At 51.8% G+C, this 26,719-nt stretch carries 25 protein-coding genes and 1 tRNA gene; 17 read left to right on the top strand and 9 right to left on the bottom strand.

Features of this window, described 5'->3' with window-relative positions; all coding sequences use genetic code 11:
* Nucleotides 1–3 precede the first annotated feature (3 nt).
* Together A6A26_RS18045 and A6A26_RS18040 are read left to right on the top strand one after the other, a co-directional pair.
* Nucleotides 4–4,131 (top strand): RHS repeat-associated core domain-containing protein, encoded by a 4,128-nt coding sequence (locus tag A6A26_RS18045; protein WP_082875206.1) that lies wholly within the window; start codon nt 4–6, stop codon nt 4,129–4,131.
* Nucleotides 4,132–4,139: 8 nt separating this feature from the next.
* Complete coding sequence (locus tag A6A26_RS18040; RefSeq protein ID WP_063880010.1) at nt 4,140–4,622, top strand: hypothetical protein; 483 nt, start codon at nt 4,140–4,142, stop codon at nt 4,620–4,622.
* Nucleotides 4,623–5,227: 605 nt separating this feature from the next.
* Here A6A26_RS18040 and A6A26_RS18035 read toward each other — a convergent pair.
* Nucleotides 5,228–6,466: an MFS transporter gene (locus A6A26_RS18035; protein WP_063880009.1), complete on the bottom strand. Its 1,239-nt coding sequence runs from the start codon at nt 6,464–6,466 to the stop codon at nt 5,228–5,230.
* Between the two features lie 759 nt (nt 6,467–7,225).
* Between A6A26_RS18035 and hemH the strand changes: the two genes are divergently transcribed.
* The 6 genes from hemH to A6A26_RS18005 all read left to right on the top strand — a co-directional run bounded on the left by hemH (nt 7,226) and on the right by A6A26_RS18005 (nt 13,526).
* A complete protein-coding gene (gene hemH / locus A6A26_RS18030; protein ID WP_063880008.1) occupies nt 7,226–8,188 on the top strand; it encodes a ferrochelatase in 963 nt (320 codons plus the stop codon).
* A 458-nt stretch (nt 8,189–8,646) separates the two neighbouring features.
* Complete coding sequence (rbsK, locus tag A6A26_RS18025; protein WP_063880007.1) at nt 8,647–9,852, top strand: ribokinase; 1,206 nt, start codon at nt 8,647–8,649, stop codon at nt 9,850–9,852.
* 36 nt (nt 9,853–9,888) lie between these two features.
* Complete coding sequence (locus A6A26_RS18020) at nt 9,889–10,809, top strand: dihydrodipicolinate synthase family protein (protein WP_063880006.1); 921 nt, start codon at nt 9,889–9,891, stop codon at nt 10,807–10,809.
* A 67-nt stretch (nt 10,810–10,876) separates the two neighbouring features.
* On the top strand, nt 10,877–12,208 hold the full coding sequence (locus tag A6A26_RS18015) for an MFS transporter (RefSeq protein WP_063880005.1): 1,332 nt from the start codon (nt 10,877–10,879) through the stop codon (nt 12,206–12,208).
* Nucleotides 12,189–13,184, top strand: a complete 996-nt coding sequence (locus tag A6A26_RS18010) for a phosphoglycerate dehydrogenase (protein WP_063880004.1) — start codon at nt 12,189–12,191, stop codon at nt 13,182–13,184. The genes A6A26_RS18015 and A6A26_RS18010 overlap by 20 nt, the downstream gene beginning before the upstream one ends.
* Before the next feature lie 87 nt (nt 13,185–13,271).
* Nucleotides 13,272–13,526 (top strand): hypothetical protein, encoded by a 255-nt coding sequence (locus tag A6A26_RS18005; protein ID WP_063880003.1) that lies wholly within the window; start codon nt 13,272–13,274, stop codon nt 13,524–13,526.
* 431 nt (nt 13,527–13,957) lie between these two features.
* Here A6A26_RS18005 and A6A26_RS18000 read toward each other — a convergent pair.
* The 3 genes from A6A26_RS18000 to A6A26_RS17990 all read right to left on the bottom strand — a co-directional run bounded on the left by A6A26_RS18000 (nt 13,958) and on the right by A6A26_RS17990 (nt 15,762).
* A tRNA-Asn gene (locus A6A26_RS18000) sits at nt 13,958–14,033 on the bottom strand.
* A gap of 112 nt (nt 14,034–14,145) precedes the next feature.
* Nucleotides 14,146–14,913, bottom strand: a complete 768-nt coding sequence (gene mtfA, locus A6A26_RS17995; protein WP_172823902.1) for a DgsA anti-repressor MtfA — start codon at nt 14,911–14,913, stop codon at nt 14,146–14,148.
* A gap of 171 nt (nt 14,914–15,084) precedes the next feature.
* Nucleotides 15,085–15,762 carry an ASCH domain-containing protein gene (locus A6A26_RS17990; RefSeq protein ID WP_063880001.1) on the bottom strand — a complete coding sequence of 226 codons (678 nt, stop codon included), beginning with the start codon at nt 15,760–15,762 and terminating at the stop codon, nt 15,085–15,087.
* A gap of 612 nt (nt 15,763–16,374) precedes the next feature.
* On the opposite strand from A6A26_RS17990, the gene A6A26_RS17985 reads away from it, so the two are divergent.
* Together A6A26_RS17985 and A6A26_RS17980 are read left to right on the top strand one after the other, a co-directional pair.
* The gene (locus tag A6A26_RS17985; protein WP_063880000.1) at nt 16,375–17,079 is read left to right on the top strand and encodes a phosphohydrolase; all 705 of its coding nucleotides are present in this window, start codon (nt 16,375–16,377) and stop codon (nt 17,077–17,079) included.
* Nucleotides 17,080–17,151: 72 nt separating this feature from the next.
* Nucleotides 17,152–17,403 (top strand): Arc family DNA-binding protein, encoded by a 252-nt coding sequence (locus A6A26_RS17980; protein WP_063879999.1) that lies wholly within the window; start codon nt 17,152–17,154, stop codon nt 17,401–17,403.
* 85 nt (nt 17,404–17,488) lie between these two features.
* On the opposite strand, the gene A6A26_RS17975 is transcribed toward A6A26_RS17980, so the two are convergent.
* Both A6A26_RS17975 and dcm read right to left on the bottom strand, forming a co-directional pair.
* Nucleotides 17,489–19,105 (bottom strand): methyl-accepting chemotaxis protein, encoded by a 1,617-nt coding sequence (locus A6A26_RS17975; RefSeq protein WP_063879998.1) that lies wholly within the window; start codon nt 19,103–19,105, stop codon nt 17,489–17,491.
* A 111-nt stretch (nt 19,106–19,216) separates the two neighbouring features.
* Nucleotides 19,217–20,596 carry a DNA (cytosine-5-)-methyltransferase gene (dcm, locus tag A6A26_RS17970; RefSeq protein ID WP_063879997.1) on the bottom strand — a complete coding sequence of 460 codons (1,380 nt, stop codon included), beginning with the start codon at nt 20,594–20,596 and terminating at the stop codon, nt 19,217–19,219.
* 239 nt (nt 20,597–20,835) lie between these two features.
* Here dcm and A6A26_RS17965 point away from each other — a divergent pair, with 239 nt between their 5' ends.
* The 5 genes from A6A26_RS17965 to A6A26_RS17950 all read left to right on the top strand — a co-directional run bounded on the left by A6A26_RS17965 (nt 20,836) and on the right by A6A26_RS17950 (nt 23,192).
* Nucleotides 20,836–21,315: a very short patch repair endonuclease gene (locus A6A26_RS17965; protein WP_063879996.1), complete on the top strand. Its 480-nt coding sequence runs from the start codon at nt 20,836–20,838 to the stop codon at nt 21,313–21,315.
* A gap of 65 nt (nt 21,316–21,380) precedes the next feature.
* On the top strand, nt 21,381–21,668 hold the full coding sequence (locus A6A26_RS17960) for a hypothetical protein (protein WP_063879995.1): 288 nt from the start codon (nt 21,381–21,383) through the stop codon (nt 21,666–21,668).
* A 90-nt stretch (nt 21,669–21,758) separates the two neighbouring features.
* Nucleotides 21,759–22,670 carry a DUF808 domain-containing protein gene (locus A6A26_RS17955; protein WP_063879994.1) on the top strand — a complete coding sequence of 304 codons (912 nt, stop codon included), beginning with the start codon at nt 21,759–21,761 and terminating at the stop codon, nt 22,668–22,670.
* A 35-nt stretch (nt 22,671–22,705) separates the two neighbouring features.
* Nucleotides 22,706–22,837 (top strand): hypothetical protein, encoded by a 132-nt coding sequence (locus A6A26_RS26175; RefSeq protein WP_255474456.1) that lies wholly within the window; start codon nt 22,706–22,708, stop codon nt 22,835–22,837.
* Between the two features lie 172 nt (nt 22,838–23,009).
* A complete protein-coding gene (locus A6A26_RS17950) occupies nt 23,010–23,192 on the top strand; it encodes a YodC family protein (protein ID WP_063879993.1) in 183 nt (60 codons plus the stop codon).
* Nucleotides 23,193–23,282: 90 nt separating this feature from the next.
* On the opposite strand, the gene A6A26_RS17945 is transcribed toward A6A26_RS17950, so the two are convergent.
* From A6A26_RS17945 to A6A26_RS17935, 3 genes are all read right to left on the bottom strand, one after another.
* A complete protein-coding gene (locus A6A26_RS17945; protein ID WP_063879992.1) occupies nt 23,283–24,503 on the bottom strand; it encodes a glycosyltransferase family protein in 1,221 nt (406 codons plus the stop codon).
* A 40-nt stretch (nt 24,504–24,543) separates the two neighbouring features.
* Complete coding sequence (locus tag A6A26_RS17940) at nt 24,544–25,332, bottom strand: mannosyl-3-phosphoglycerate phosphatase-related protein (RefSeq protein ID WP_063879991.1); 789 nt, start codon at nt 25,330–25,332, stop codon at nt 24,544–24,546.
* A gap of 376 nt (nt 25,333–25,708) precedes the next feature.
* Nucleotides 25,709–25,933: a DUF2525 domain-containing protein gene (locus A6A26_RS17935; RefSeq protein WP_063879990.1), complete on the bottom strand. Its 225-nt coding sequence runs from the start codon at nt 25,931–25,933 to the stop codon at nt 25,709–25,711.
* Between the two features lie 307 nt (nt 25,934–26,240).
* Between A6A26_RS17935 and A6A26_RS24930 the strand changes: the two genes are divergently transcribed.
* Both A6A26_RS24930 and dsrB read left to right on the top strand, forming a co-directional pair.
* Nucleotides 26,241–26,399 (top strand): YqaE/Pmp3 family membrane protein, encoded by a 159-nt coding sequence (locus A6A26_RS24930; RefSeq protein ID WP_074181025.1) that lies wholly within the window; start codon nt 26,241–26,243, stop codon nt 26,397–26,399.
* Nucleotides 26,400–26,462: 63 nt separating this feature from the next.
* On the top strand, nt 26,463–26,657 hold the full coding sequence (gene dsrB / locus A6A26_RS17930) for a protein DsrB (protein WP_063879989.1): 195 nt from the start codon (nt 26,463–26,465) through the stop codon (nt 26,655–26,657).
* The last annotated feature ends 62 nt before the right edge of the window (nt 26,658–26,719 follow it).

The following is a 26,719-nucleotide window of genomic DNA, read 5'->3' as shown; positions in this document are numbered from 1 at the left end:
CCCATGCATTCCGGCGCGCACTTTGATCCGCAGCTAGGACTGGATATTCATACCTATCCCTGGCCGTTACCGACGCCACATATTGGCATTGTGTTTGATGTGTTCGACTATCTGCCATTGATTGGCACTACGGTACATGTCAACAGCATCAAACGCGCCAGCGCCGGAACGGGCGGAATGTCGGTACATATTCCGGTTGGCGGCGCCTGGGTGCCGCCACTGCGTATGCCGGGCGGTCCGCAGATTGAAGACGAGCTGTTCATGGGCAGTAAAACCGTCTCAGTCGACGGCGAACCCTTTTCACGCATCGGTATGCCGGTGCTGAGCTGTAACATCATCGGCATGATCCCGCCGTTCCGCCTCAAACGCGCCACCAAGCCAAAGCCGCTTTCCCTGACATTGCCGCTGACCTTTAATCTTGCCATTCCTAACAACGTGATCGTGGGGGGCCCGCCGACCATCAACCTGATGGCGTTATTGATGCGCGCCGGATTAAGCGGTCTGGGTAAGGGACTAAAGACGCTCAGGAAGTCGGTGAAGTGGCAAAATTTCATGAAGCGCTTTGCCCAGCACAGGCGCAAATTGTTTCGCAACATGGAGCCCGGTTTTCTCAAATGCCGTGTACTGCGCGCCGAACCCGTTGATATCCGCGATGGCAGCGTCAGCCTCGAACAGCAGGATTTTATGTTGTCAGGCCGCTTGCCGCTGGCCTGGAACCGGACCTATTCCTCGGCCGATGTTGATACGGCAGGGCTTTGCGGTTATGGCTGGTTGACGCCTGCCGACACGCGGCTTGAAATCCTGACTGAAGAAGGTGTCGCGTTTTTTACCCAACCAGATGGGATGACACTGTTTGCCACGCTCCCGCAGGCGGACGGGCGTGAACATGCGGTAATGGGCTTGCCGGATGGCAGCCGTCTGTGGCGGGACAGCGCGAAGGGCAGGATGACCTGGTGCGTCGAACAGGAAGGGGGCAGTCTGTGGCATTTCACCGGTGCCGATGGAGAGCTACCGATACAGCAGTTATCCGACCGTCACGGCAATGGCTGGGCCTTCGACTGGCACGAGGGAGCACTGACGCTGCTCCGTGAATTCAGTATTGAAGGGCTGACCGGACGAGAAATTCTTGTCACCCACGATAAAGGCCGCCTGAGTACGCTGCGCCTGCACAATGCGCTTGACGGTGAAATTACACCACTCACGCGCTATGAATACCACGCGAATGGCCAACTGAGCGCCGAAATTGATGCGCTGTCGCATCCCCGACGTTTTGACTATCAACACCATTATCTTGTCAGCCACTTTGATCGGAACGGTCAGGGGTTTCACTACCAGTACAATGAAGACTGGCGCGTTATTCATGCCTGGGGCGACGGCGGCGTTTGGGATTATCACTTTGCTTACGAACCGCTGCTCAATGAGGTTGAGGTAACCGATTCACTGGGCCATCTCTCACGTATCACCTTTGATGATAATGGCCTGCCGATCGCTGAAATCGATCCCTGTGGCGGCAATACGGTGTTTCGTTACGACGACGTTGGCCGAACGGTGGAAGTGATTGAACCAGACGGCAGCGTTCACCGGTGGGATTACGATGCGCAGGGACGCATGGTGGCCGAGCATTTACCCGATGGCAGTATGGTGCAGGCCGTTTACAACGATGATGGCCTGCCGCTAGCGATCACGGATCAGAAAGGCGCGGTCTGGCACGCCGACTACGACAGTGGCGGCAATCTGATTGCCAGTGCCGATCCGGGTGGCATAACGGCAACGTATCAGTTCGATCGTCTGGGGCAACTTACCCAGGCCAATGAGCCAGGCTCACCGCAAACCGATTATCGCTATGACCGCTTTGGCTTCCTGCTGACGGTCAGCGTGGCGGGAGCGGGCACCACGCATTTCAGGCACAACGTGCGCGGCAATCTCCTCGAACGGACCGATGCCGGTCACAGCGTGACCCGCTTTTACTGGGATGCCAAAGATCGCCTCATCGCTACGGTCGACCCGACGGGCGGCGATGTCCGGATAGACTATGACCGTGAAGATGAACCGGTCGCCTTTACCGATGAAGTGGGACAGACCACGCGTTTCCACTATAACGGTACCGGCATGCTTACCGCCTGTGAAACCTCTGATGGCGCACGACTGGGTTATGAATACGATCCTGAGGACCGCTTGCTGGCCGTGATCAATCAATCTGGTCAACGCTGGCAGATGGAACGCGATGGGCTCGGACGCGTGATCGCAGAGCAGGATTATTGGGGACAGAAAACGCAGTACAGCTGGGATAAGGGCAGCCGCCTGATCGCACGTCGCGATCCGCTTGGACGTGAAGTGCACTATGGCTACGATAAGGCCGGACGACTGAGTGAACGGCGCAGCGGTGATACCTTGCAGGCGACCTTTCATTACGATCCCTGCGGGCGGCTGGTGCTCTGCCAGAACCCCTGGCGACGACTGAGCTGGCGCTACGACGACGCGGGACGGTTACTGACAGACGATCAGGACGGCTTTCAGTTGCGCTATCAGTACGACTCACAGGGACGTCTGAGCGTGCGTGAAAGCGACAGCGGCCACCGGGTGGTTTACGGGTACGATGCGTACGCACGTATACGCACGGTGCAACTGAATGGCGATACGCCGATCACGTTTGACTACGATGCCGCGGGACGCTGTATCCATGAACAGCTGTCTGAAGCACTCACGCGCACCCTGAATTACGACCATCAGGGACGGCTCACCTCACAACAGGTGCTGCAAAACGATTTACCGCTGTTCGCCAGCGGCGTTGTCTATGACAAAAGCGGGAATATCACCGCGCGCGAGGACAGCCAGTGGGGCTGTGATCGCTACCGTTACGATCCTGTTGGCAGGTTGACGGCCCATATCGCCCCGGACGGCGCACTGCGAAAGTTTGTGCAGGATGCAACGGGTAACCCGTTGCAAACGCAAACCCGTGAGGTCAACGACAGCGCGGAAGGCTGGTTTCGTGAAGGCGTGCATCAGGGCGTACGTTATGTCTTTGACCGCGCGGGCGAGCTGCGTCAGCGCCGTCGAATGACAGAGACGACGAGCGAACAGGACGAAAAAGAAGATTTTCTCTGGGATGAGAATCGACAACTGATCGCGGTACGTAAAGGCAGCAGCCAGGTACGCTATGGCTACGACGGGCTTGGCCGCCGGGTGTTCAAACAAACCGACAGCGAAACCCGCTGGTTCTACTGGCAGGATGATGCGCTGGCGGGCGAGACGGTCACCCGCACGCACGCATCCTTAGCGGCGCTGAGTATCTTCGATACCGGCAGTCGCCTTAAGCGACAAAAAGCTCAGGCGGCGCTGTTCGGTACGATGCGGGAGTATGTGTATTATCCCGGTACGTTTCGTCCGCTGGCTTTGCTGACGCAGCAGGGCGACAGCAGGCAAAGCTGGCACTATCACTGCGATCCCAATGGCGCACCTGTCAGGTTGACGTCTGTGAGTGGCGAGATTGTCTGGGCAGAAAAAACCGGTGCCTGGGGTGAAAAAGGCCAGGTATTTGCTGACAGGATTGAAAACCCACTGCGTTTTCAGGGTCAGTATTTTGATGCCGAGACGGGTTTGCACTATAACCGCTATCGGTACTATGATCCGGAGATTGCAGGGTATATTAGTCAGGACCCGATAGGGCTGTTGGGGGGAGATAATCCTTATGCTTACGTATCGAATCCTCTTGGATGGATTGACCCCTTAGGACTTAAATGTGCGACAATTACGTATAATCATAGATTAAAACCTAATAAAGTTAGTAACATACGTGAGTTGCGGAGACAAATGCGAGGACAAACCAGGGCCTTTAATAAAATAATTAAGGCTGAAGGGATGTCAGGTTTAAAAAGACGAATCAATAACTACAATGCAGCCCTGGAGAGAGAAGGGCGAAACCATGTTAAAGCATTAGGTTCAGCTGGCGATGGAAATGTGTGGCTGCATGAACCAGATATGCGGACTGGAGGTTTACCTACAGATGTAAGCAGAATCGGTCTGTCTCGTGAAAACTCAATCATAGGCGGTAATGCATCTCAAATTGCACATCAAATCTTAGATTTACCTGATGATGTGACTAAACTTAGCTCAAGACTGATAATCAAATAGGGTTAGAAATGAAAAAAACTCAAGAAATCATTAAGGAATACAGTAACCTAAGCAGAGAGTCGCAGTTTGAATTCTTACGTGAATTTGATCAGAAGCTTGATTTGGAATTAGCCGAGTTTTTTCTAAAGGTGGTAGAAAATGATGACGATGATGATATAAGAATTGAGGCGGTTAAAGTTTTGGGTTTGTATAAAGGTGATTATGATGACTATTTTATAAGAAAATCACTAATTAGCATTATTAAGTCTGATGAAACTGAAGATGATAGTTTGATCGTTAATTGCATAAATACTTTGTCTCTTCTTGATATAGGGAAAGATGAAATAATTTTTGCTTCCAAGTTAATAAAAGGAGATAGTTACATCCTTTTTAAAAGTGCGGCCTTTGATTTATTGAAAGATAATAAAGATATCCCTGAAGCGTTTGATGTTATTAAAAGTCTGGTTGATGATAAAGAATATGGAAAGGCTGCCAAAAGGGTGGTTGGGTGAATAAAGATTAATTCCACAATGCGTTGGCGTTGTTTAAATGATCTGCTTTTTTTGTTCAGATCTTTACTCATTCCCAATAGTGCCGCTTGGCTTAAGCTGAGCGGGACTTGTCATCCCCAATGATTTTTTATTTAGACTCTTTAAGTTAAAACATAATTAATTTTGTCATTTTTATTTATTATCGGTCGGTTTATAAAAAGGTTAATGTAAAAATAGATGAGATTTTACATTTTATTTATCATTTTTATTATTGGTAACTCTGTGTTGTTAGTTTTTTAGATGATTTTTTATATCTTATGTTTTTTTGATGGTGTTTTTTATATTTTTTTATGGTTCTTCTAAAATTTTTTAGTTGAAATAATGAATTTTATTATACTCAAATCTATGCTCTTTAAAAATGGAAGTATAAGAACTGTAATTAGAGCTCTGTAGATCATTCAATATGCATAAAGTGCCTTTAAAACACCTTACTATCTGAGGCACAAATAAATTTCCATATTGGATTGATTAAGTTTCAAATTGCTTGCAGTACATTCAGTGCTCAAGCCAAACTCTGCCAATGAAAAGTTTGGCGTTCGGCTTGGTGCTTACACCCCATCCTCCAATCACTCCACCGTTTCATTCTCAAGCTTCTGCCTTTTCCGCAGATTCGGAAACAGCGTCATCCATAGCCCGACCACCACCAGCGTCCCGACGCCACCAATGACGGCGGCAGGCACCGCGCCCATCCATGCCGCTAACAGCCCCGACTCAAACTCACCCAACTGGTTTGAGGTATTGATAAAGATGGCGTTAACCGCATTGACGCGACCGCGCATCGTATCGGGTGTATCCAGTTGAACCAGCGCGCCGCGAATCACCATGCTTACCATATCAAAACCGCCCAGCGCCGCCAGCGCCAGCAGTGAGAGCCATAGCTGAGTCGAAAGGGCAAACAGCAGCGTTGCCAGGCCAAAGCCGGCAACGGAGCCGAACATAATCATGCCGACATGCTTTTCCAGTTTGTGGCGACTCAGCCAGACGCCGACCAACAGCGCACCTACCGACGGCGCACCGCGCAACAGACCAAGGCCCCATGGCCCGGTGTGCAGAATATCCTGGGCGAAGATAGGGAGCAGTGCCGTTGCGCCGCCCAGTAGCACAGCGAACAGGTCGAGCGATATCACGCCGAGCACATCTTTACGTTCGCGGATAAAGCGCACGCCCATAAACATGTTTGACAGATTCATCGGCACGCGCACCTGAGGAGGGCGTTCGTAACGTAAGCGGCTTATTAAGATCAGCGACAACAAATAGAAGAGGGCGGAAACCCCGTAAACGACTTCGGGCCCCGCCACATAAAGCAGTCCGCCCAGTGTCGGGCCGACAATCACCGCGGCCTGACCGCCGACGGAACTGGCCGCCATCGCGCGCGCCAGAATCGGCGGCGGGACCAACGCAGGCAGCATAGAGGTAATGGCTGGCCATTCCAGCGCTTTAGCAAGGGAGATCAGGAAGACTAACCCCCAAATTTCAATTTGATCTGCCCAGTGCAGTAACGTTAGTGCCACCAGGCCGAGCAGCGCGGCCCACTCAATCAGTTGCCCAATGACGACGATACGACGACGGTCAAATTGATCGGCCAAATGACCTGCAGGCAAAGCCAAAAGTACCGAAGGCAGAAACTGCATCAGGCCAATCATGCCTAACGCCATGGCGCTGTGGGTTATCGCATAGATTTGCCAGCTGACGGCCACGGAAAACATTTGAAAACCAAATGAAGAACAGGTTCGGGCCAGCCAGAACGCCACAAATGACCGGTGTTGCAGCAACGATGCTTCGCCTGAAGAAACCCCTGTACGCATAATTATTTCCGTCCCGAAAACGCCTGATGGCGAAAGTGGTGGCACCAGCCTGATTCATGACTGCGATCTGGTTTTACTTTATCCAGGCTCCGGCAGGTGAATTCCGCTGAATGGCGTGAAGCGGTCGCCAGATGTTGCTGGAGATGCGCCTGCCAGAGCACTGTTAACATAGATTCCTAAATATTAGCACGCTCAATATTCACTTTGATAAATCGAAATGTCGACAAGATGTGATATCAAACCCGGTATGAATGTGATGATTGAGCGGCTGTCTTTTCGTCAGGCAGGGGGACAAAAAGCGAGCAGGTGTGAAATGAAAAGGTGACTTATCAGAGCTATTGGTCTTTTGTCGACAGGGCGATGATAAGATACAACCTGATGTTTTGACTGAGTAAGTAAAACCCGGTCAAAAATCAGAAAAGGGGCTGTCGCTGCGCATGACGGTTTTAACGTCACACTGACGCCTCAACGTGTCACTGGCAGATTGGTCTTTTTTAAAACCGGACAGCCTACGCCAGGTGCTGGCGGAGACGTTTTTTGGCGGCCTGTGCTGAAAGCCGGTCAACGCGACAGCAACAAAGCGCGTAGTCAGTTAACTCAGGGTTGAACGGCCGTTGCCCATCAACCGGGATGCGTAAATATATAAACCTCCGTTTCGCGTCAATGCGCGCAAGCGGTGCAGACGGAGGTGATGATGTCCTTGAGTGTGTTACATTATTCAGGCACTTTTTTTCCATGGGTTTTCAGAGGTCCCAGCTAATGACGAATAAACAGGGTGTTTTAATTGTTAACCTTGGAACACCAAAAGAACCCACGCCTGCTGCGGTTAAAACATTTTTATCGAAATTTTTGCACGACTACAGGGTGGTTGATTTACCCAGAATCATTTGGTGCCCGATCCTGCATGGTGTGATTATCCCATTGCGTGCAAAGCGAGTGGCGAAACTGTACGCCTCTATCTGGATGGATGAGGGCTCGCCCTTGATGGTTTACAGCGTCCGTCAGGCCCGCCTGCTTCAAGAGGCGACGGGGATGCCCGTCGAGCTGGGGATGAGTTATGGTGAACCGAGTATCGGGGGGGCAATTGACCGACTTCTTGCAAAAGGCGTCGAGAAAATCATTGTTATCCCTATGTACCCGCAGTTTTCATCTTCAACGGTTTCATCTGTCTGGGATAGCGTGAGCCGTCACCTGCAAAAAATGAAGAACCGCTACACACCAGCCATCAATTTCGTCAATGACTATGCCGATCATCCGGCCTACATTGAGGGATTAAAAACCTCGGTGCTTGAGTCTTTTGAGGCGAACGGTGTGCCGGATGCGCTATTGGTTTCGTATCACGGAATACCGGTCAGGTTTTCCAGTGAGGGTGATAAATACCAGCAACGCTGTGAGTTAACGACCCAGTTACTCACTGACGCCCTCAATATGCCATCGCTGAAGATCATTATGACGTTCCAGTCCCGATTCGGCCGAGAGCCGTGGTTAACGCCTTTTACCGATGAGACGATTAAAAATCTGCCGAATGAAGGCATCAAAAGCCTGCATGTAATCAGCCCGGGTTTTGCAGCAGACTGTTTAGAAACGCTGGAAGAACTGGATGAGCAGAACAGGGAAATCTTCATGCATGCGGGGGGAACGTCGTTTACTTACATACCGGCGCTCAATGATAAACCCGTTCATATTGAGATGTTGCGACAGCTGGTTGACGGCGCGAAGTAAACATCAGGCAAGATGTCCAGATGCCGGTCAGCAGGCGGCTATGGCATGATTCACGGTGATACCCGATGTCGCCGTTCTTTCCGTAACGTGGTCAGGTGATGTTATTCTGACCACGCCAACCTATTCCGCGTGCTGTTTATTGAGCAGATAAAAAGCGTGGGATCACGCGACAGTCTGTTCTGATAAGCCCGTCATCTCTCTGCACCCGCCTGCCAGAACAACGCGTAACTCCGAACGGAAAGAGCTTTGTCAGACCACACAATCGGGACTGATTTCCCTTAGCGCGTTCTCACATGCCGCGCCGCGAATCAGGATTAACGCTATAACTAACCGAGGGTTACATTGTTTCTTTATTGTTTGGTTTTTGTTTGTTTTTGTTTTTTTGATTGTTCCAGGATATTCATCACTTTTTAGCCAATGCGCCTACCCTATGCTTCAGTCAGCAACGGGGGGTGAATATGTTTATGGACGAGAGGAGAATCAATGTCCTTAATTTTCTGGATAAACATAATAGTGCAACGGTAAAGCATCTGGCTCAGTATTTTAGCGTAACGAAAGAAACCATACGCAGTGATCTGCGAATGCTGGCACAGCAGGGATATATTCAACGCTGTCATGGTGGCGCTATTATTATTCGTAAGAGCCTGCAATCAAAATTAATTTCCGAAACTGACAATGATTTTGAAGTTTTATTGAAAAATATCAAGCAGAGGAAATATGAGAAAGGTTCAGTGGATAATATGAAAAATAAAGTCTGTATTCTCGGCTCTTTTAACGTAGATATCGTGGCGAAAGTGGCTCGATTTCCGAAAGGCGGAGAGTCGCTGATGGCGCTGGGTAGCTCGCTTGGGCCGGGCGGGAAGGGCGCAAACCAGGCGCAGGCAGCAAGCCGTGCCGGGGCGAAAGTGCATTTTGTTTCTAAAGTAGGGAAAGATCAGTTCAGCCAGTTTGCTATGGAGCATCTCTCTTCCTCTGAAATTTATTCTTTTAAACTTTATCAGTCAGAAGAAGAACCAACAGGCAGTGCAATTATTTATGTTTCACAGGAGAATGGCGAAAACATGATCGCCATCTATTCCGGTGCAAATAAAACAATCAGTGAAAAAGAAATCGCGGAACTGAAAGAAGAGCTGGAAGATGCCAGCGTTCTGTTGCTACAACTGGAAAATAATTTTTTCGCCACGCTGAATGCCATGAAGTTGGCAAAAGCGCTGGGCGTAAAAGTCATTATGAACCCTGCACCTTATTCCTCCGATATTATTCCAGCGCTGGAATATATGGATGTTATTACGCCTAATGAAACGGAAGCGTCGCTGCTTTCCGGAATCGAGGTCACCAATCTGGAGAGCGCCCGTCGTGCTGCCACTGCCATCGCCGAACTGGGGGCTCGTTGCATCATTATCACGATGGGGTCCCGCGGCGCGCTGCTGTATGAGAATCAGCAGTTCCAGCACATTCCCGCTTTCCCCGCCGTGAGTATTGATACCACAGGTGCCGGAGATGCCTTTAACGGCGCGCTGGCTGCTTCAATTGCCGACGGTCAGCCGCTGATGCAGGCGGCAACCTTTGCCTCTGCCTTTGCCTCGCTGGCCGTTGAGCGCGAAGGCGCATCAAATATGCCGGAGCGCCAGCAGGCGCTTAACAGACTGAAAAGCAAAGTTTAATTGTTTTCTGACCACACTGTGGCTGTAAGGAAAAAAATGAAAGAGATTAACGGTGTTGTACCCGTCATGCTGACCCCATTTAACGCGCAGAACGAAATCGACTGGCCTGGCCTGGAGCGCCTGATTGAGTGGTACCTGCAGAAGGGCGTTGATGCGTTGTTCGCAGTATGTCAGTCCAGCGAAATGCAATTTTTAACGCTGGAAGAGCGCGTAAAGCTGGGACGCTTCGTTGTGGAGAAAACCGCAGGCCGCGTGCCGGTGATTGTTTCCGGGCATATCAGTGATGATATCGACGATCAGCGCAAAGAGCTGCTGGCGATGGCCTCTACCGGTGCCGATGCGTTAGTGCTGGTTACCAACCATCTCGATCCGAAGAACCAGGGCAGCGAGGTGTTCTACGCCACTCTGCAAACCCTGCTGGACGCGCTTCCGGAGAGCCTGCCGCTGGGGCTCTACGAGTGCCCGGCACCTTATCGCCGCCTTCTGATGGATGATGAGTTCTCATGGTGCGCCCGCAGCGGACGTTTCACGGTGCTGAAGGACGTAAGCTGCGATCTGGACACGGTAAAACGCCGCGTGGCGCTGGCCGAAGGTACGCGGCTGAATATCATTAACGCCAACGCCGCTATTGCCTGGCCCGCCATGCAGGCCGGTTCAAAAGGTTTCAGCGGGGTATTTACCAATTTCCATCCAGAGCTGTACGTCTGGCTTTATCACCACCACGCGAAAGATCCGGTTCTGGCCAATGAGCTGGCGACATTCCTGTCTCTTGCTGCCGTGTCGGAAACGCTGGGCTATCCGAAGAATGCCAAAATCTACCATCAGCGCCTGGGCACCTTCGAGAGCGAAGCCTGCCGGGTAAACAAAGAAAATGTGCTGGAAAAATTTTGGGGGCTGGGAGTGATTCTCGACCAGATCCGCAGCGGAACAGAATTCTATAACAATAAAATCAGCTGATTTATCCACCCTGTACCAGCACCAGAGGCTATGCCTCTCTCTGGCGCCCAAAATGAAGGTGCATTCAATGCGTAAGCAAGCCATAAACGATAGCGTATTAGTCCGTGCGGTAAATAAAGCAAAATGGCGGATTATTCCCTGCCTGATAGTGATGTATCTGATGTCATACCTTGACCGGGTGAACGTCAGCTTTGCCAAATCGGCCTATCAGGCGTCTACCGGTATTTCCGATGCGGCCTTTGCCTTTGGTGCCGGGATCTTCTTCCTCTCCTACGCGCTGTTTGAATTACCCAGCAACCTGCTGATGCACCGCGTTGGCCCCCGCGCCTGGCTGGTAAGGATTATGGTCACCTGGGGACTGGTTTCCGCGGCAGTATCCTTTGCCTGGAACGAGCAGACCTTTTATTTTCTGCGCGTGCTGCTGGGTATTGTTGAAGCCGGATTCTTCCCTACGGCGATCTATTTTATCGCCCAGTGGTTCCCTTCGCGTTTTAGGGCCCACATCATGGGGATCTTCTATTTTGGTTCTCCGATTGCGCTGATTATTGGCGGTCCGATTTCCGGTCTGTTACTGGATCTGCACGGCTTTGGCGGCTGGGAAGGCTGGCAGATTATGTTTGCGGTAGAAGGCCTGGCAGCGAGTGTGTTGGGCGTGGTTCTGTGGTTCTTCCTGCGTAATTCACCGAAGGAGGTGAGTTGGCTGACTGCGGAAGAGAAACAGGTGCTGACTGCCGCGCTCGACGAAGAGAAAGCCGACAAGGCTCGCGCCGGACATACCCGCTTTATCGACGCGATTAAAAGCCCGGTACTGCTGCACTTTGCCGCCATCTACTTCCTGATCCAAATTACCGGATTGGGCGTCGCATTTTATCTGCCTACCCAGGTTGCCGCGCTGCTGGGCGTAAAGATTGGTCTGATGGTCGGCCTGGTGACCGCGATTCCTTGGTTATGCGCGTTGGTTGCCGGAGCCACCTGGCCTGGGCTGGCTGCCCGTCTGGGCCGAGCTCGCCTGTTTGGGGCCATCTCGCTGTGCTGCATTGCGTTTGGTCTGATCGTTTCCGCCCATGCTTCCCCGCTGTTAGCCATTGTCGCACTCAGCTTCGTCACGATGGGGATTATGACCGCCCAGCCCATCTTCTGGACCTGGCCTACCCGCTACTATGGTGGTGCGGCGGCGGCGGCAAGTTTCGCCCTGATCAACAGTTGCGGCGCGGTAGGGGGCTTCGTTGCACCGAACCTGCGTACCTGGGCTGAAATCTACTTCCAGACGCCGGCTGCCGGCCTTTACGCGCTGGCAATTGCCGCCGTGATTGCCGTCGCCCTGTTCGTTTTACTGCCTTCGGAAGAGAAAAAAACATCAGAAATCAAAGGAAAGAATTATGAACGCAACAACACCTGAAAAAATCGTAGTATTCACCGAGCAGTTTAAAAACAGCGATCCTGTCTTCGATCCGCTGCGACAGGCTGGCTATGACGTTGAGGTAAATGAAACCTTCAGGTTGCCCAATGAGCAGGAACTGATTAGCAAACTTCAGCAGAACGTGGTGGCGACCATTGCCGGGGGCGAACCCTATACCGAAAACGTCTTCGCTCAGGCCCCTAATCTGAAAATCGTTGCCCGCTGGGGGGTTGGCTACGACAAGGTAAACGTCCCAGCGGCTACCGCTGCCGGCGTGCCGATTGCGATGGCGTTTGGTGCCAACCACGAAAGCGTGGCTGAATTCGCCTATGCGATGGCGCTGACTCTGGCCTGTCGTCTGCCGCAGCGAGATGCAATGGTCAAGCGCGGCGAGTGGTTCTTTGACGGCTTCCACCCCGGTCTTTGGGGGCGTACCGCGGGCGTGATCGGCCTGGGCCGCATCGGCTATGCCATGGCGCGCCGCTGCCATGCGGCGGAGATGCGCATCCTGGTGTGTGATCCGTGGGCCAGCGACGAACTGCTGGCCAGTGTGAACGCCGAGCGGGTCGATTTGGAAACCCTGCTGCGTAACGCGGATATGGTCTCGGTGCATGCGCCGTCCACCCCGGAAAGCCGCCATACCATTAACGCTGGTACCCTGGCGATGATGAAACCCGGCGCGATCCTGGTGAATACCTCTCGCGGCCCGCTGATTAATGAAGAAGCACTGGTTGAGGCCCTGAAAAGCGGTCATTTGGGCGGCGTGGGGCTGGACGTCTACGAAGTGGAACCGTTACCGGCCAGCTCACCGCTACGCCAGTTCGACAATGTTCTGCTTTCACCACACGTTTCCGGTATGGACCGCATGGCTGAAAGGCTGGTCACCGAGCGTTGCATCAACAACATCCTTAATTATCTGAAAGGAGAGAAAGACGCCCTGAAACCTTACGTTATCAACCCAGAAACCCTGAAGTAACGGGCATACCGCACCGGTGAAAACCGGTGTGGGCTCTGCCTGCACCCGTAAACGCGTACCCGATATAACATTAAAAACGTTCATCTAATGAACCCTAAGAACCGTTATATCGCCGCGTTGTCACTGCTTTCGGCTCTCTCTGCTTCTGCCTTTGCGGGTACCAGTCCGGCGGATACCACGATCGCACTCAGCCGCTCGTTTGCCGGAAATACTTGGTGCCAGCAGATGATGACTGTCTGGAACCTGGCAGCAGAAGACGGCATCAGGCAGGGGTTAGTGGCAAAAACCAACCGGGTCAACGCCGATAACGCCGCGCAGCAGCAGGACAGCTGCAAAACCTGATCTTTTAAGGCGGGAAAGTGGTAGCGATTGATGCGGCATAATCCATCGCGCTGCATGGGTCGATCCAGGAAGCCTGTAATCAGGGCGTGGTGGTGGCGCTGATGATAGCCCCTGAGCCAGGCCGGGATTCGCCACATTGATCCGATAGTTGAGATACCAGAGACGTGAACTGCCTGGATTGATTAAAAGGGACAGGCCATGAGAATAGGATACTTTGAAAGGTTGAGCGGATGAGTTTAGGCTGCGGATGGTCGTGCCGTTCAGAGACGTAGAGTGGTCACGCTATAATCGTACTGAAATGACACCCAATAAGACCACCCATCTTGCCCGATGCGAAGGGAAAACTGAAAATGCATCGGGAAGGATTTTCACGCTAACTTGTTGAATCTAAATCGTATAAAGATTCGTGAAGACGCATGAAAACAAGAATGTGGCTCCTCTGACTGGACTCGAACCAGTGACATACGGATTAACAGTCCGCCGTTCTACCGACTGAACTACAGAGGAATCGTGTGAACGAGGCGCATATTAGCGAGGTCGCTCTGGTGTGTCAACAGCAAAAAAGCGGTTAGCATTCAACTGGCTAGCTTTAATGCAAAGCGTTCGCGAAGTAAGCAGATTAGCCTTCCCCGGCCTGCATTCTGCTTAGCGGGTCCTGCTGATAAAATTGCTGAAGATGTGCATACATCGCCGGAAAACGTTCCGTTAACAGGGCAGGGGCGGTAAAGAAATACTCGGAGAGCACTGCGAAACATTCTGCGGGATCGCTGGCGGCATAAGGATCGATACTGGCCGCCTGTTCACCGACTAAATCAACCTCATTTTCGATGTCCGCCATCGCCTCACGCAAGTCTTTTTCCCACTGGGCGACGTCACGGAGCGGGATCAACGGGACACCGCTGGTGTAGCCGCTTCCGCGGGCATCCAGCTTGTGTGCCACTTCATGAATGACCAGGTTATAGCCTGACAGGTCGAAGGAATCCTGAATATCGAGCCAGTTAAGGATAACAGGGCCTTGGGTCCAGCTCTGCCCGGCATGGACAGCAGGCGCATGATGGACAAGACCCGTTTCATCCTGCCACTGATCTTCCACATTAAAGGGTTCAGGATAGATGAGCACTTCATGGAAGCCATCCAGCCAGTCAAGCCCCAGTTTCAGCACCGGCAGGCAGAACAGCAGAGCGATACGGACGGTGCGGTGCGCATCAAGCTGACAGCCTTCAAGCGGAACCAGTTTCTTTTGCTGCAGAAAGCGTTGCCCCAGTTCAATCAACCATTGCTGTTCATCGGGACGGAGTAGGGTAAAAATCGGCTGTGCCAGACCGGCCTGCCAGGGCAATTCGATCACGGCAGTGTCGCTATGTGTTTTCCATGGCCATTTGAACATCGTAAGTCCCGCACTGAGTCCAGCTGTCGCAGAATCCTGAGAGACCGGACAGGAAAATGCCAGCATCAGAACCTCATGCTGGCATTGTCGGGCTTCAGGAATGAAGACGTTATATTCAACCTGTTAGCAAGAAAATTGTCTGTGATTCAGCCCGCAAAGCGCAGGCTAAGTTTACTCACGTTCGGCGCGCTGAAACTCGATCACCCACACCCACGGGTTTACCTGCCAGCTGGTTGCGCCGTACTGCTTTTGCCAGGCCTTGCGATAGGCTTCTTTTGGCATTTCTGAATTGACATTCATGGTGAAAAAATTATTCAGAAAGTGCGAATCGGTTTGAACGCCTTCCGCCATGATGTCATCTTCGCTGATGTCCTGGATTTGCTCCGCACGCACATCCGTGATGAGCAGATTTATACGGCTGGCCCAGCGCGGCATATGTATCGCCGTTTGCCAGCCAAACTGCTCCGCGTCCGGTCCACCCAAGGTATGCTGCCCCAGTTCATTGCTGTCCGCCCGGTACTGGCAAAATTCTGGCGAACGGAAAGGCACGGGATCGCGTTCATAATCCGCCAGCGCACTTTCTGGCACAATCGGGCCACGCCAGGTTTCGCGCACCCAGAGTAGGTCGCCCGGCATGCCATAAGGGCAGTGATAACGAATGTCGTTCATTGTCATCATTTTATCGCCATGCAGGTGGTTCGCCTGAACATCAAAAGCATGAACCCCTTCATGGTGATCCTGCCCCGGACCGAAAGCCTGCGTTTTCATTATGCGCCGGGTTTGCGTTTGTTGGCCAACTAACAGGGCACGAACCCGCTGTTCGGAAAAAAGAATCGGCCGCTCTTTCATGGATTACCTCTTTTTATTAGTAGAACCCGGTTACTGCTAAAACAACAAGGGCATCTAAATGGTGGCAATATCATAAAAACTATAAATCATTACCCTTAACAATTTGCTGTCTTATAGCCATCTGAGCATTGGTGATTTTTGCCCCGAAAAAGGGGAGCGGATAAAAAATCAACAACGCGGGTGTAAATGCGCGTTCCGGGACATCTGATAGTGAGAATACAGTACGTTATATCGGCAAAAATAGGAACCTTTTCAGATTAATCTGTCTGTCACTTTCGCCGATTTTATTGATAAGTGCGATCGGGTTATGTCATGTTTTTTGTGCCTCTTCGATAAAATGCCTTTCAGAAATCATTACATTTATTAAACTAATTAACCTGCCTGCAATTAAATCAGTCAAGGCTGAAAAAGCAGCAAATGGCCGTTTTAATTACGTCAAAATGCTATAAAAATGATCAGCGTCTCATTTTCTTTAAGAATTTAAAGGTTCAAAAGGTGATTAACGTCCGCTGTGTAAAGAAAATGTCATTAGCTATTCGCTATGATGGTAGGCCGTAAGCGCTTAAATCGTCGTCAATCAGAACGCACTTCAACCCCGACAGGAAAGAGACTATGTCACTCACTCTTTGGCAGGCTCGCTATGAAACCTGGTTTGAAAACAACTGGATTCATGATGATGGCGCGCATGATATCGCACATTTACGCCGCGTGTGGATGAGCGCTCAGCGCATTATGACCGGCACCCAGGCCGATCCGCTGGTGGTACTGACCGCGTGTTATTTCCACGATGTGGTGAATTTACCGAAAAATCATCCTGAGCGTCATAAGGCATCCACCTATGCCGCCAGTGAAACGCAGCGCATTTTACAGCAGGACTTCATCGATTTTCCTGAGGAACTGATCGAGCAGGTAATGCATGCCGTTCAGGCACACAGCTTCAGCGCGGCCATTACGCCAAAAACCCTGGAGGCGAAAATTGTGCAGGATGCCGACAGGCTGGAATCGCTTGGTGCAATCGGCCTTGCGCGGGTGTTTTACACGGCAGGTACGATGAATCGCCCCTTATTTAACAGTGCGGACCCGCTTGGTAAAGATCGGGAACTCAATGATGTAAAGTGGACGCTGGATCACTTCCAGACCAAGTTACTGCGGTTGCCAGAAACCATGCAAACCGAAGCGGGGCGCATGCTGGCAGAACACAATGCTGACTTCCTGGTAGGCTACATGGCCAAGCTGTGTGCGGAGCTGCAAGGCAATTTAGTGGGCCTGGATGAGTCGGTGCTTCGCGATTTTAGTCCCTTACATGCTGAATATTAAATTTTTATGACAGTATAGGAATCGATACAGTCATCCGGTAGCGTGGGAGTAATAACAAAAAGGAGTGATGAAATGACCGAAACTGTTAATTTAACGATTAAAATTGATCCTGCATTGAAAGAACATATCAAACAGCTGGCGCTCGAAAATCAGGTGTCAATGAGCCAGGAAATCGTGCAACGGCTTCAGGCGAGCCTGAATGCGCCTTCTCAGCCCATCATTGACAGCCAGAACACAGAGGAAGAAGCCTCGGATGCATTAAACTCAAGCGAAATTAAGCAGCTCCGTACGCTGCTTAAGAAGCAGAGCAAGAAAAAGAAATAACAAAAATCCGACGTGAATGCCGTTAAGACAATAAATAAAAGCCGCCTTTAATACAGGCGGCTTTTTTACGGCTCAAGCTTTATGGCTACAGCGTGATACGGAACTGCTGGACGCTTTCGGCCAGGCGTGCAGCCTGCTGCTGTAAGGTATCAACCGTGCGGCCCTGTCGGGCGCTGAGCCCTTCATTCGTCTGAAGTTGTTTATCCAGCGCCACCACCTCTGCGGCAATGCCGGTGACGCGTCGACTTTGTGCCGTGGCGTTTTCCTGTAGCTCTTTCAGCTGCGCCACGACGGCGCTGACTGATGCGCTGATCTGGTTAAACAGCGCTTCCAGCGATTTCACCTTATTGAAGCCCTCTGAAATGTGCAGCTGCGTATTATTTACCAGGCCATTAATTTGTTGAGCAGATTCGCCACTCTTATTGGACAGATTTCCCATTTCTTTCGCGACCACGCCAAAACTGCGTCCATAAACCCCCGCATGGGCGGATTCAATCGCGGCGTTGAGCGCCAGCAAACGCGTTTGCAACGACAGGCCATCCAGCATCGCAACGATACCGGCAATTTCCCCTGAGGAATCCACGATGTGGCGCATCTGAACCTCCATTTCATCCACCTGAAGCGTGCACTGCTGCATCAGATCATCGGCGAAATGGGCCTGCTCGGAGGCCTGCTGTGAAAACAGGGTACTGTTTTCAACTTCTTCAGACACGCGGTGTAAACGCTGTGAAATATGGCTAAAGCTGCTGTTTTGCGCTGTATATTGCTCACTCACCTGTTCATTGGTGTGCTGCATTTCACGCGTTCCGTCTGCCACACTTGCTGCAATGGTATTGATTTCTACCACAATGGCGCGCAGCCCCTGGCGCATCTCCGCCACCGCATTGAACAGTTTAGCGGTTTCCAGCGACTGCAAACGGGGCGGAACCGGGCAGCTAATTAAGTCCCCGGTTGCGATATCCTGTAACTGACGGCTGGCCAGACGTAATGGGATAATCACACCTCGCAGCAGCAGTACGCCGCCGGTGAGCAGCAACGTAAACAGCAGCGCGGTTACCATCAGCGACAGGTTGCGGCTTTCAGTCAGCGTTTGCAGCGTCAGGCTGTTTACGGCAGTGAGTTGCTTATTGGTCTGGGTGATTTCGTTAAACCATGCGCTATTAAACTGCTGCTGATAGGCCTGCATCGGTACCATAAAAAAGGCATCGATGTTGTTCGCCTCCAGACCTTTCAACTGCTCTTCTAATCCCTGGGTCAGCAACACAAATCCCTGCTGAAGTTCGCCGCCAGGCGCCGCGTGATAGTTGGCAAAAAGCTGTTCCGCATGCAGCAAAGACGATTTAGCGGTCTCCGCCAGGCTTTTCCAGCTGTCAACGGAACCGCTTTTCTGATCTTCCATCAGATAAAGGCCGGCGCGATGGCTGTTATCGCTGGCTGTCAGCAGCTCAACGCGCGCACGATCCAGCAAAGCCAGCCGGTCACGCATGGCGCTGGCCTGGGTCAGGTTGACTTGGGTATGGCTGACCTGAGCGGTAAGCAGAACAATACCGATGGACTGCAATAAACAGAACAGCACCACAAAGAGCATAAAATTCCCGCGCAGGCTGGTCAGCCAGGTGGGGATGGCGGGAAGTATAAACCTGGGGCGTTGCTTCAGAACGCGCAGCGTCAATAAAGTGAGAGGTGACATCATTCTACCCATCAAGTGAAAAAGCAGCAGTATTCTGGGCTTGCGTGACGATGTTGTGACAATCCCACCGGGTAGCAGGAAAAGAGAGGAATCGTTGCGCCTAAGCGCAACTTTCAGTGTGAGTCAGGCTTTTAAATCGCGGATATACGGTGAAAGTAGCTGTGCGACGGCGGCAAATACCGGCACTACTACGGAGTTACCAAATTGTTTGTAGGCCTGGGTGTCGGACACCGGTATACGGAACGGTTGACTGTCTGCGGTATCAAACCCCATTAATCGCGCGCATTCCCGTGGCGTTAAACGACGCGGACGTCGTGCCATATTCCGGGCATCAAGAAAGTCGGCTTCGCCTTTTTCCCGATCCCAACCGCGATCGATTAAAATTTCCGAGCCATCTTTATAGTAGCGGGCTGACAGGGTTCGCACACAGCACTGTTGATTTTGCGGATCGTTGAGGCCAAAGCCGAAGCCGTTCCCCAGTGCCTTGTGCTTTTTGGCGTAGTCATAGAGATAACGCCATAATACAGGCGACAAAATGTATTTTTCGTCAGGCTGAGGCTCCAGCAAACTTTGTAAGCTGGGGACCTGTGCAGGAAAAAATTTGCGGATATCGCGCAGCGTAAACTGTTCTGAACCGGCAATATCCCGCCGGATGCCAACCAGAACGATACGTTCACGGTGCTGTGGCAGAAAATAGCGTGCATCAATCACTTTAGGATCGGGGGACGTGGCATCTGCATCCGCCACGTCGTATCCCAGCTCATTCAGCGTTTCCATAATGATCGCAAAGGTCCGGCCTTTATCATGGCTCTTGAGATTCTTCACGTTCTCCAGGACGAAGAACGGCGGCTTCTTGGCCGCCAGAATGCGTGCAACATCAAAAAACAGCGTGCCCTGAGCCTGACATTCAAACCCATGCGCCCGTCCCAGTGCATTTTTCTTGCTGACCCCGGCCAGGGAAAAAGGCTGACAAGGAAAGCCGGCCAACAGAACCTGATGATCGGGAATTGCCGCATCAATTGACTGATAAATCGCCTGTTCGTCCGTGAGCCCGGCGGGCTGCGTCACCTGGCGGATATCCGTATTAAAATGGTGTTCCTGCGGATCGCTGTAGTGATTGGCCCGATAAGTACGAATCGCCTCTTTATTCCATTCACTGGTAAATACGCATTTACCGCCGATACGTTCAAACCCACGTCGAATGCCGCCGATACCGGCAAACAGATCGATAAAGCGGAAATCGGGTGAATCATAATGCGCCGGCCGTGAAGGCAATAACGCCTGTAACAGTGATCGTTCCGCAGAGGCCAGAGAGGGCAACGCGCGCTTGCCCTGACGAATACTGTTCAGCAGCGGCGGCGTCCAGCGCGAAAAGCCTGCCTGATGCAAACGTTCGACCACATCCCGGACGGAATAGATCGACAGCACCTGGTGTAACATGTTCAGTTCATCGGAATGCAGAGCAGCAGGGAGAAGAGGTTCAGCGGGTGCGACGGCGTGCATGCAAATATCCTTAACAGTGAAGCGCCTATGCTAACACTCCTTGCCCAATGAGGAAATCCGCAGGCACGGGGTTAGACGGTGTTTCCGTGTGCGCGGGCTTCAAAAAAGAGACGATTGTTGCCCGCGTCGTCACGGAACGCGTGGACATCAAGCTAAATATTTGCCCCACTTTCATGGTGCTGGCTTTCACTTTTCAGGACGGCGACTAAAGTTGAATAAGTCGCTATTAAGGAGGTGCTATGGTCGACGTTCACTCCAGCGAAACGCGCAGTAAAAATATGCGCGCCATTCGTCAGCAGGACACAGCCATCGAGCAGCGGATAGCTTTGTTGCTCAAAGATCGTGGATTTACCTACCGGGTACAGGATAAAAATCTACCGGGCCGGCCCGATTTTGTCGTGACGTCGCATCAGGCCATTATCTTTGTTCATGGCTGCTTCTGGCATCGCCATCACTGTTATTTGTTTAAAGTGCCCGCCACGCGCACCGAATTCTGGACGGGCAAAATTAACAGCAATGTGGAGCGCGACCAGCGTTACGTCCGGCAGTTACGGGAAAATGGCTGGAAGGTACTGATCATCTGGGAGTGTGCGCTACGCGGTAAACTCAAACTGGACGATGAGGCGCTGCTTGAACGCCTGGAAGAGTGGCTGCTGGCGATGAGTGACAGCGCCGAGATTGATCACCAGGGCATTCATCATTACCGCGAGAGTGAATGAGCCAGCCTTGCTAATCCGTCGCGTAAAAGGTTAGATAGACGCTTTTCCGTGACCGGGAGCCCAAAATGAGCAGCATAAAACTGACGGTTAAACGCCTTTATCAGATTCGTGATGAGCGCATGGTGAACACCAAAGCCACCGCCAGAATCTATGCTGGGGAAACGCTGGTGGCCACGGAAGAGATTACCGGGATGACGGAAAGCCCGGTCAGTAAATATCTGCATATGGCGGGTCCGTCCGGACAAGCAGTGCGTGTCGAATGGGATTGTGAGGGCATCGCTGATATGACCGTGACAGAAATTGAACGATGCCCGTGTTGTCAACATAACGAACCGGAACAGGCACCACGGTGAACACCGCATCGCCTTGCACATCGTCGAGGATGATGTGTTGCGGCTGATGCAGGCAGAAACCGTTGCTGATGACCGAATAAGGGAAATATTTTGGCTGGAACCAGTTTATTAACGCTACTTGATGATATCGCCACACTGCTGGATGATATCTCGGTAATGGGAAAAGTCGCCGCAAAGAAAACGGCAGGGGTGCTCGGTGACGATCTGTCACTGAATGCACAGCAGGTGAGCGGTGTGAAAGCCAACCGCGAGTTGCCGGTCGTGTGGGGCGTTGCCAAAGGCTCCTTCCTGAACAAACTGATATTAGTGCCATTGGCGCTAATTATCTCCGCGTTTGCGCCCTGGCTGATTACGCCATTGTTGATGATTGGCGGGGCGTACCTCTGCTATGAAGGCGTGGAGAAAGTGCTGCACAGCCTGCAGCATGATAAACAAGAAAATTCGCCAGAGGCGCGTCAGGCACGTCTGGATAAGTTGTCCAAACAAGATCCGCGCGATTTCGAAAAGAAAAAGATCAAAGGCGCTGTGCGAACCGATTTTATTCTGTCAGCCGAAATCGTCGCTATCACCTTAGGCATCGTCTCCGAAGCCCCGTTACTGAATCAGGTCGTGATCCTGGCAGGTATCGCGATTCTGGTCACGATTGGCGTCTATGGCATTGTGGCCGGCATTGTTAAAATTGATGATTTGGGGTTCTGGCTGCGTGAAAAATCCTCACGCGTGGCGCAGGCGCTGGGTGCGGTATTACTGGCCGCTGCCCCCTGGTTGATGAAGATTCTGACCGTGGTCGGCACGCTGGCGATGTTCCTGGTCGGTGGCGGCATTATTGTCCACGGTCTGACCCCATTACATCATCTGATTGAAAATGCGATTGCACCGTTCAGTGCGCTGGTTTCAAGCCTGCTCAGCAACGGCGCAAACTTAGTGATTGGTTTTATCATTGGGTCAATCGTGCTGTTAGTGGTTAACCTTATTGCCAAACTGCGTGAGTCATCGGTATAAAAGCGCATTCTTTAACGCGTTCTGGGGAGAAAACTATGAGCGACGACATGTTTGAATTTGATATTGATGCTCAGTTAGAGCAGGCCGAAGCGAAGGCAGAAAAAAAGGCGGCAGAAGTACCAGAAGACCTGATTGACGACGCCGATTGCGAAGGCTGCAAAATCTAATCTACTCAACCCCCGAAGCGGATAATGCCTTATCCGCTTTATTTATTTCCGCTATATCCTTCTACGTTATTCTGAATTAGCCATTTTTATGCGCGTCTTAACAGCAGCAACTCTTTTACCGTGCTATAAAGAAATGGTTTCAATGACAGCCAATTCTCAAAGAGGGCGCAACATGGTTTTTGCAATCAGTGATGAAGTACAGCATAAGGAAGGCGGGCAAACGATGGTGGTGACCGGACATGCCAGCGGCATGGTGGAATGTCGATGGTATGATGGTTATGCGGTCAGGAATGAAGCTTTTCGCAGTGATGAGCTTAGTCATTCCAGCGAATCGCAGCCCCAGTTTACGTCCTGATTTCTGCCGTCCAGGCCTGTGATTACTCACTGGCCTGGCCGATTTTATGCTACCTGGCTTACACGCCGTTATCACAAGGCGCGCGCAGCATCAGACGTTGCCGTCGTTATCCTCTTCTACCGCTTTATAAATACGCTGCAGAATATCCGGAAAAGCCGACTGGACCCGACTCCAGCTGGGGATAAAGGGTTTGTCATTTGGTCGCTCAATAAATGACTGCCCGGCGTCAAGAATCGACTGCGTAAACATTTCGACGGCGGCTTCCTCAACGTGCTGATCGAATTTCAAACCGTTCATGGCCGCTTCGTGATTGTAGATTTCCATCATATCCAGCGCATTACGGTAATAGGTCGCTTTAAGCACCCGGAAGGAGTCACTGGTTAACGGCACGCCCATGGTCGCCAGCTTGCGCAGCAGTGACTGAACAATATCGTTGCTCATGCGCTTCAGGCCGCCGGTGCCATCATCTTCCGCCAGCGGCTGATGTTTGTGGTCATAGTTATCCGCAATCTCCACCTGGCACGACTGGCGCGTGGTGTAGTTACGGTAAATTTCCGAGAGCACGCCGATTTCCAGTCCCCAGTCACCCGGAATTTTGATGCCGTTAAGCACGTGTGTCCGCATCGCAAATTCGCCGGAGAGCGGGTAGCGAAAGCTGGACAGATAATCAAGGTATTCGGAGTGACCGTAGACTTTTTGCAATGAGCGCAGCAGCGGGCCCACCAACAGGCGACCTACGCGGCCGTTCAGCTTGCCATCGGCAACCCGTGCGTAAAACCCTTTACAGAACTCATACTGGAAAGCCGGGTTCGCCAGCGGGTAGAGCAGGCGCGCCAGCATACCGCGTTCGTAGGTGACGATATCGCAGTCGTGCAGTGCGACACAGCTGGTGCGGTCAGACGCCAGCGTATAGCCGGTACAAAACCATACGTTACGGCCCTTGCCCGGATTGGTGGGCGATAAGCCCTCTTTGTCGAGTTCCGCGTCAATGGCTTTGAGCCTCGGGCCATCATTCCACAGGATGCGGTGACGCTGTGGCAGTCGTGAAAAAAACTCGCGGGCATGAAGAAACTGATCGCGGTCAGCCCTGTCCAGCCCGATGACAATTTCATCGAGATAGGGCACCTTAGCCAGCTCATCCACGATTTTCGTCAATGCCGGGCCTTCCAGTTCGGAAAACAGCGATGGCAGGATCAATCCCATTTTGCGCTTACGGGCAAAGCGCACCATTTCCTTTTCCAGTGACTCAACGCTGCGGTGCGTAAGATTGTGAAAGTTAGTAATTACGCCATTCTGAAAAAAATCACTCATTGCATCATCCTTATGGGGTTGCCAGAGGAACAACAGCTTTTCATGGCTGAGTCAAAAAATGGTCCAGACCTTCACGCCAGCCTTCCGGGCCATGATGTGTCGTATGGAAAACCCGGTCATCATCCGCGCGCTGCAGAGTGACGGGCGTCTTGCTGTAGCCCTTTATCACCACGGCATAATCGACCGCATCCAGCATCGGGGCATCATTTGGCCCATCGCCCAGGCCGACAGTGATATACGGCTGGTCTGTCTGGTGCGACAGCAACCAGCGTAAGGCTTCACCTTTACCGCTTCTGGCGGGCATCACATGCCAGAAACGACCGCCCTGGGTCAGGGAAAGATGATAGTCAGCAAGTGCTGCGCGAAAACGATTGAACGCCTCATCGGTATCCCGCCAGACGATCACCTCGGATGCGTCACGTTGGCGGGCGAGGGCGGCATCCGCCTCACTCAGGCCGGTCATGGATGACACATCGACATCGCTAAAGTCATGAAAGCCGGTAAAGCGGAACTGCTGCCGTAACGTGGCCAGAACCCGACAAATCGACTTATAGCTCATTTTATCGTCCGGGATACGAACGCTTTTGCTGTCGTCGAGGTAGAGCACCGCACCGTTCTCAGCAATAAAAGGCGCGCCCACAACGCCGAGTTTGCGTTGCAGGGGCAGGATTTCAGCCGCCGTTTTACTGGAGCAAATAATTAAGGGGACAGCGTGCTGCCTCAGCCTGTCGAGCCACTCTGCGGCGGCATCCCAGTTGTAATCGTGGTGGTCAAGCAGCGATCCATCGAGGTCGGTCACTATCATCAGCGATTCATTCAAATTGGGCATCCTGATTTCCTTCACTCTGGTTTGACACTACAGCGTAGTCATTACGTTTTAGTGTAGTTGAGTCTACAGCAGGCTTTGATTTGCGCAGTGGAAGCTTTATAACCAGGAGGATTCCTAAAACCGGAAGAGGGGAAAAGCCGGTTCCGTCATATCGTGCATCGATTATTGCTGAATTAACAAGACAGAGAAGTGGGTTTGACCGCGCGGACGGCAATGAGGTGAGTAAAACACGCATGGAAAAGGCTTGTTATGGCTTATGGGAAGCGTAGTCTCGAAGAGCACTATGACTTCCCTGATGTAACGAATTGACTACTTACCTGGCTCGCGCCGGGTATTTTTTTGTGTGCGCTATGGCGACAGGCGCGCGGCTTCTCGTCTATCGGCTTATCTCGCCATAACGGCAATCCTGAATATCCATCTCACATTGCTCGGCGGGTTCACGGCACAGCCCGGCACGATGATCATCCGCGAGCGAGGATGAATGCTTTTGTTGAGAAAAGTAATCCTGAAGATCGCCAGTGCTTTCAGGCTGTATCGCCTTAAGCAGCGCGTCCATTTCTCTGTCTCTGTCGTTCTGATCGGGTAAGTGGGGAAGCGTCATGGCATGCCTCCAGCGGTCAGTGTGAGCAATAAATATACAACTTAGCGGAAAATGCGGGGGCAGGGAAGTTAAAAAAAAGCCCGCGCTGCGCGGGCAAATAATCCTTGTTACTTTGGGTGTTGTATTTCCTGGGGAGGAAAGCAACGAAATGAAGCTTATCTGTTCTGCCTGTTAAACGTCTCGCAGGGAAATGTCAGGAAAATGAAAAAACGCATTACTCAGATTTACCTGACTTTTGCTGTAACCTGGCAAAAAGGGGCTATATTTGATAACAAAACGTTTTTTATCAATACCTAAAGGAATGGTTATGGACTTACTTCGAATTCTTATCGCGATCTTACTCCCCCCACTCGGTGTTTTTATGCAGGTGGGTTTTGCAGGCGCGTTCTGGCTCAATATCTTACTGACGCTATGCGGATACATCCCGGGTATCATCCACGCTGTCTGGGTTATCGCACGTCGCTAACGCCTGCATTACGGGCGCTCTTCGATTAAACTGTTCAGCAGGAAAATATCAGGAGAGTCGTAAATGAAGGTAGACGATCGCGTCAGTGTTAAAACGGATGGCGGGCCACGGCGAACCGGCACAATCCTTGCCGTAGAGCCCTTTAGTGAAGGCACAATGTTTCTGGTCGCGTTGGACGATTACCCGCAGGGTATCTGGTTTTTTAACGAGAGCAGCCATCAGGATGGCGTTTTCGTCGAACCCTATCCTTCCGCCTGACGCCTGCGCGTAACCGGTAAAAATTTGCCCTCTGCATAGTGATACGCAGAGGGCGATTTTTT

The organism is Pantoea sp. OXWO6B1 (assembly GCF_001641135.1).
Classification (GTDB): Bacteria; Pseudomonadota; Gammaproteobacteria; order Enterobacterales; family Enterobacteriaceae; genus Pantoea; species Pantoea allii.
The sequence above is the reverse complement of the archived record's forward strand: the minus strand, read 5'-3'. Positions and strand labels throughout refer to the sequence as shown.

Bases quoted from the DNA above. Each gene is read 5' to 3' on its own strand.
- A6A26_RS18045 (WP_082875206.1), top strand. From the start codon at position 4: ATGCATTCCGGCGCGCACTTTGATCCGCAGCTAGGACTGGATATTCAT.
- A6A26_RS18040 (WP_063880010.1), top strand. From the start codon at position 4,140: ATGAAAAAAACTCAAGAAATCATTAAGGAATACAGTAACCTAAGCAGA.
- A6A26_RS18035 (WP_063880009.1), bottom strand. From the start codon at position 6,466: ATGCGTACAGGGGTTTCTTCAGGCGAAGCATCGTTGCTGCAACACCGG.
- hemH (WP_063880008.1), top strand. From the start codon at position 7,226: ATGACGAATAAACAGGGTGTTTTAATTGTTAACCTTGGAACACCAAAA.
- rbsK (WP_063880007.1), top strand. From the start codon at position 8,647: ATGTTTATGGACGAGAGGAGAATCAATGTCCTTAATTTTCTGGATAAA.
- A6A26_RS18020 (WP_063880006.1), top strand. From the start codon at position 9,889: ATGAAAGAGATTAACGGTGTTGTACCCGTCATGCTGACCCCATTTAAC.
- A6A26_RS18015 (WP_063880005.1), top strand. From the start codon at position 10,877: ATGCGTAAGCAAGCCATAAACGATAGCGTATTAGTCCGTGCGGTAAAT.
- A6A26_RS18010 (WP_063880004.1), top strand. From the start codon at position 12,189: ATGAACGCAACAACACCTGAAAAAATCGTAGTATTCACCGAGCAGTTT.
- A6A26_RS18005 (WP_063880003.1), top strand. From the start codon at position 13,272: ATGAACCCTAAGAACCGTTATATCGCCGCGTTGTCACTGCTTTCGGCT.
- mtfA (WP_172823902.1), bottom strand. From the start codon at position 14,913: ATGTTCAAATGGCCATGGAAAACACATAGCGACACTGCCGTGATCGAA.
- A6A26_RS17990 (WP_063880001.1), bottom strand. From the start codon at position 15,762: ATGAAAGAGCGGCCGATTCTTTTTTCCGAACAGCGGGTTCGTGCCCTG.
- A6A26_RS17985 (WP_063880000.1), top strand. From the start codon at position 16,375: ATGTCACTCACTCTTTGGCAGGCTCGCTATGAAACCTGGTTTGAAAAC.
- A6A26_RS17980 (WP_063879999.1), top strand. From the start codon at position 17,152: ATGACCGAAACTGTTAATTTAACGATTAAAATTGATCCTGCATTGAAA.
- A6A26_RS17975 (WP_063879998.1), bottom strand. From the start codon at position 19,105: ATGGGTAGAATGATGTCACCTCTCACTTTATTGACGCTGCGCGTTCTG.
- dcm (WP_063879997.1), bottom strand. From the start codon at position 20,596: ATGCACGCCGTCGCACCCGCTGAACCTCTTCTCCCTGCTGCTCTGCAT.
- A6A26_RS17965 (WP_063879996.1), top strand. From the start codon at position 20,836: ATGGTCGACGTTCACTCCAGCGAAACGCGCAGTAAAAATATGCGCGCC.
- A6A26_RS17960 (WP_063879995.1), top strand. From the start codon at position 21,381: ATGAGCAGCATAAAACTGACGGTTAAACGCCTTTATCAGATTCGTGAT.
- A6A26_RS26175 (WP_255474456.1), top strand. From the start codon at position 22,706: ATGAGCGACGACATGTTTGAATTTGATATTGATGCTCAGTTAGAGCAG.
- A6A26_RS17950 (WP_063879993.1), top strand. From the start codon at position 23,010: ATGGTTTTTGCAATCAGTGATGAAGTACAGCATAAGGAAGGCGGGCAA.
- A6A26_RS17945 (WP_063879992.1), bottom strand. From the start codon at position 24,503: ATGAGTGATTTTTTTCAGAATGGCGTAATTACTAACTTTCACAATCTT.
- A6A26_RS17940 (WP_063879991.1), bottom strand. From the start codon at position 25,332: ATGCCCAATTTGAATGAATCGCTGATGATAGTGACCGACCTCGATGGA.
- A6A26_RS17935 (WP_063879990.1), bottom strand. From the start codon at position 25,933: ATGACGCTTCCCCACTTACCCGATCAGAACGACAGAGACAGAGAAATG.
- A6A26_RS24930 (WP_074181025.1), top strand. From the start codon at position 26,241: ATGGACTTACTTCGAATTCTTATCGCGATCTTACTCCCCCCACTCGGT.
- dsrB (WP_063879989.1), top strand. From the start codon at position 26,463: ATGAAGGTAGACGATCGCGTCAGTGTTAAAACGGATGGCGGGCCACGG.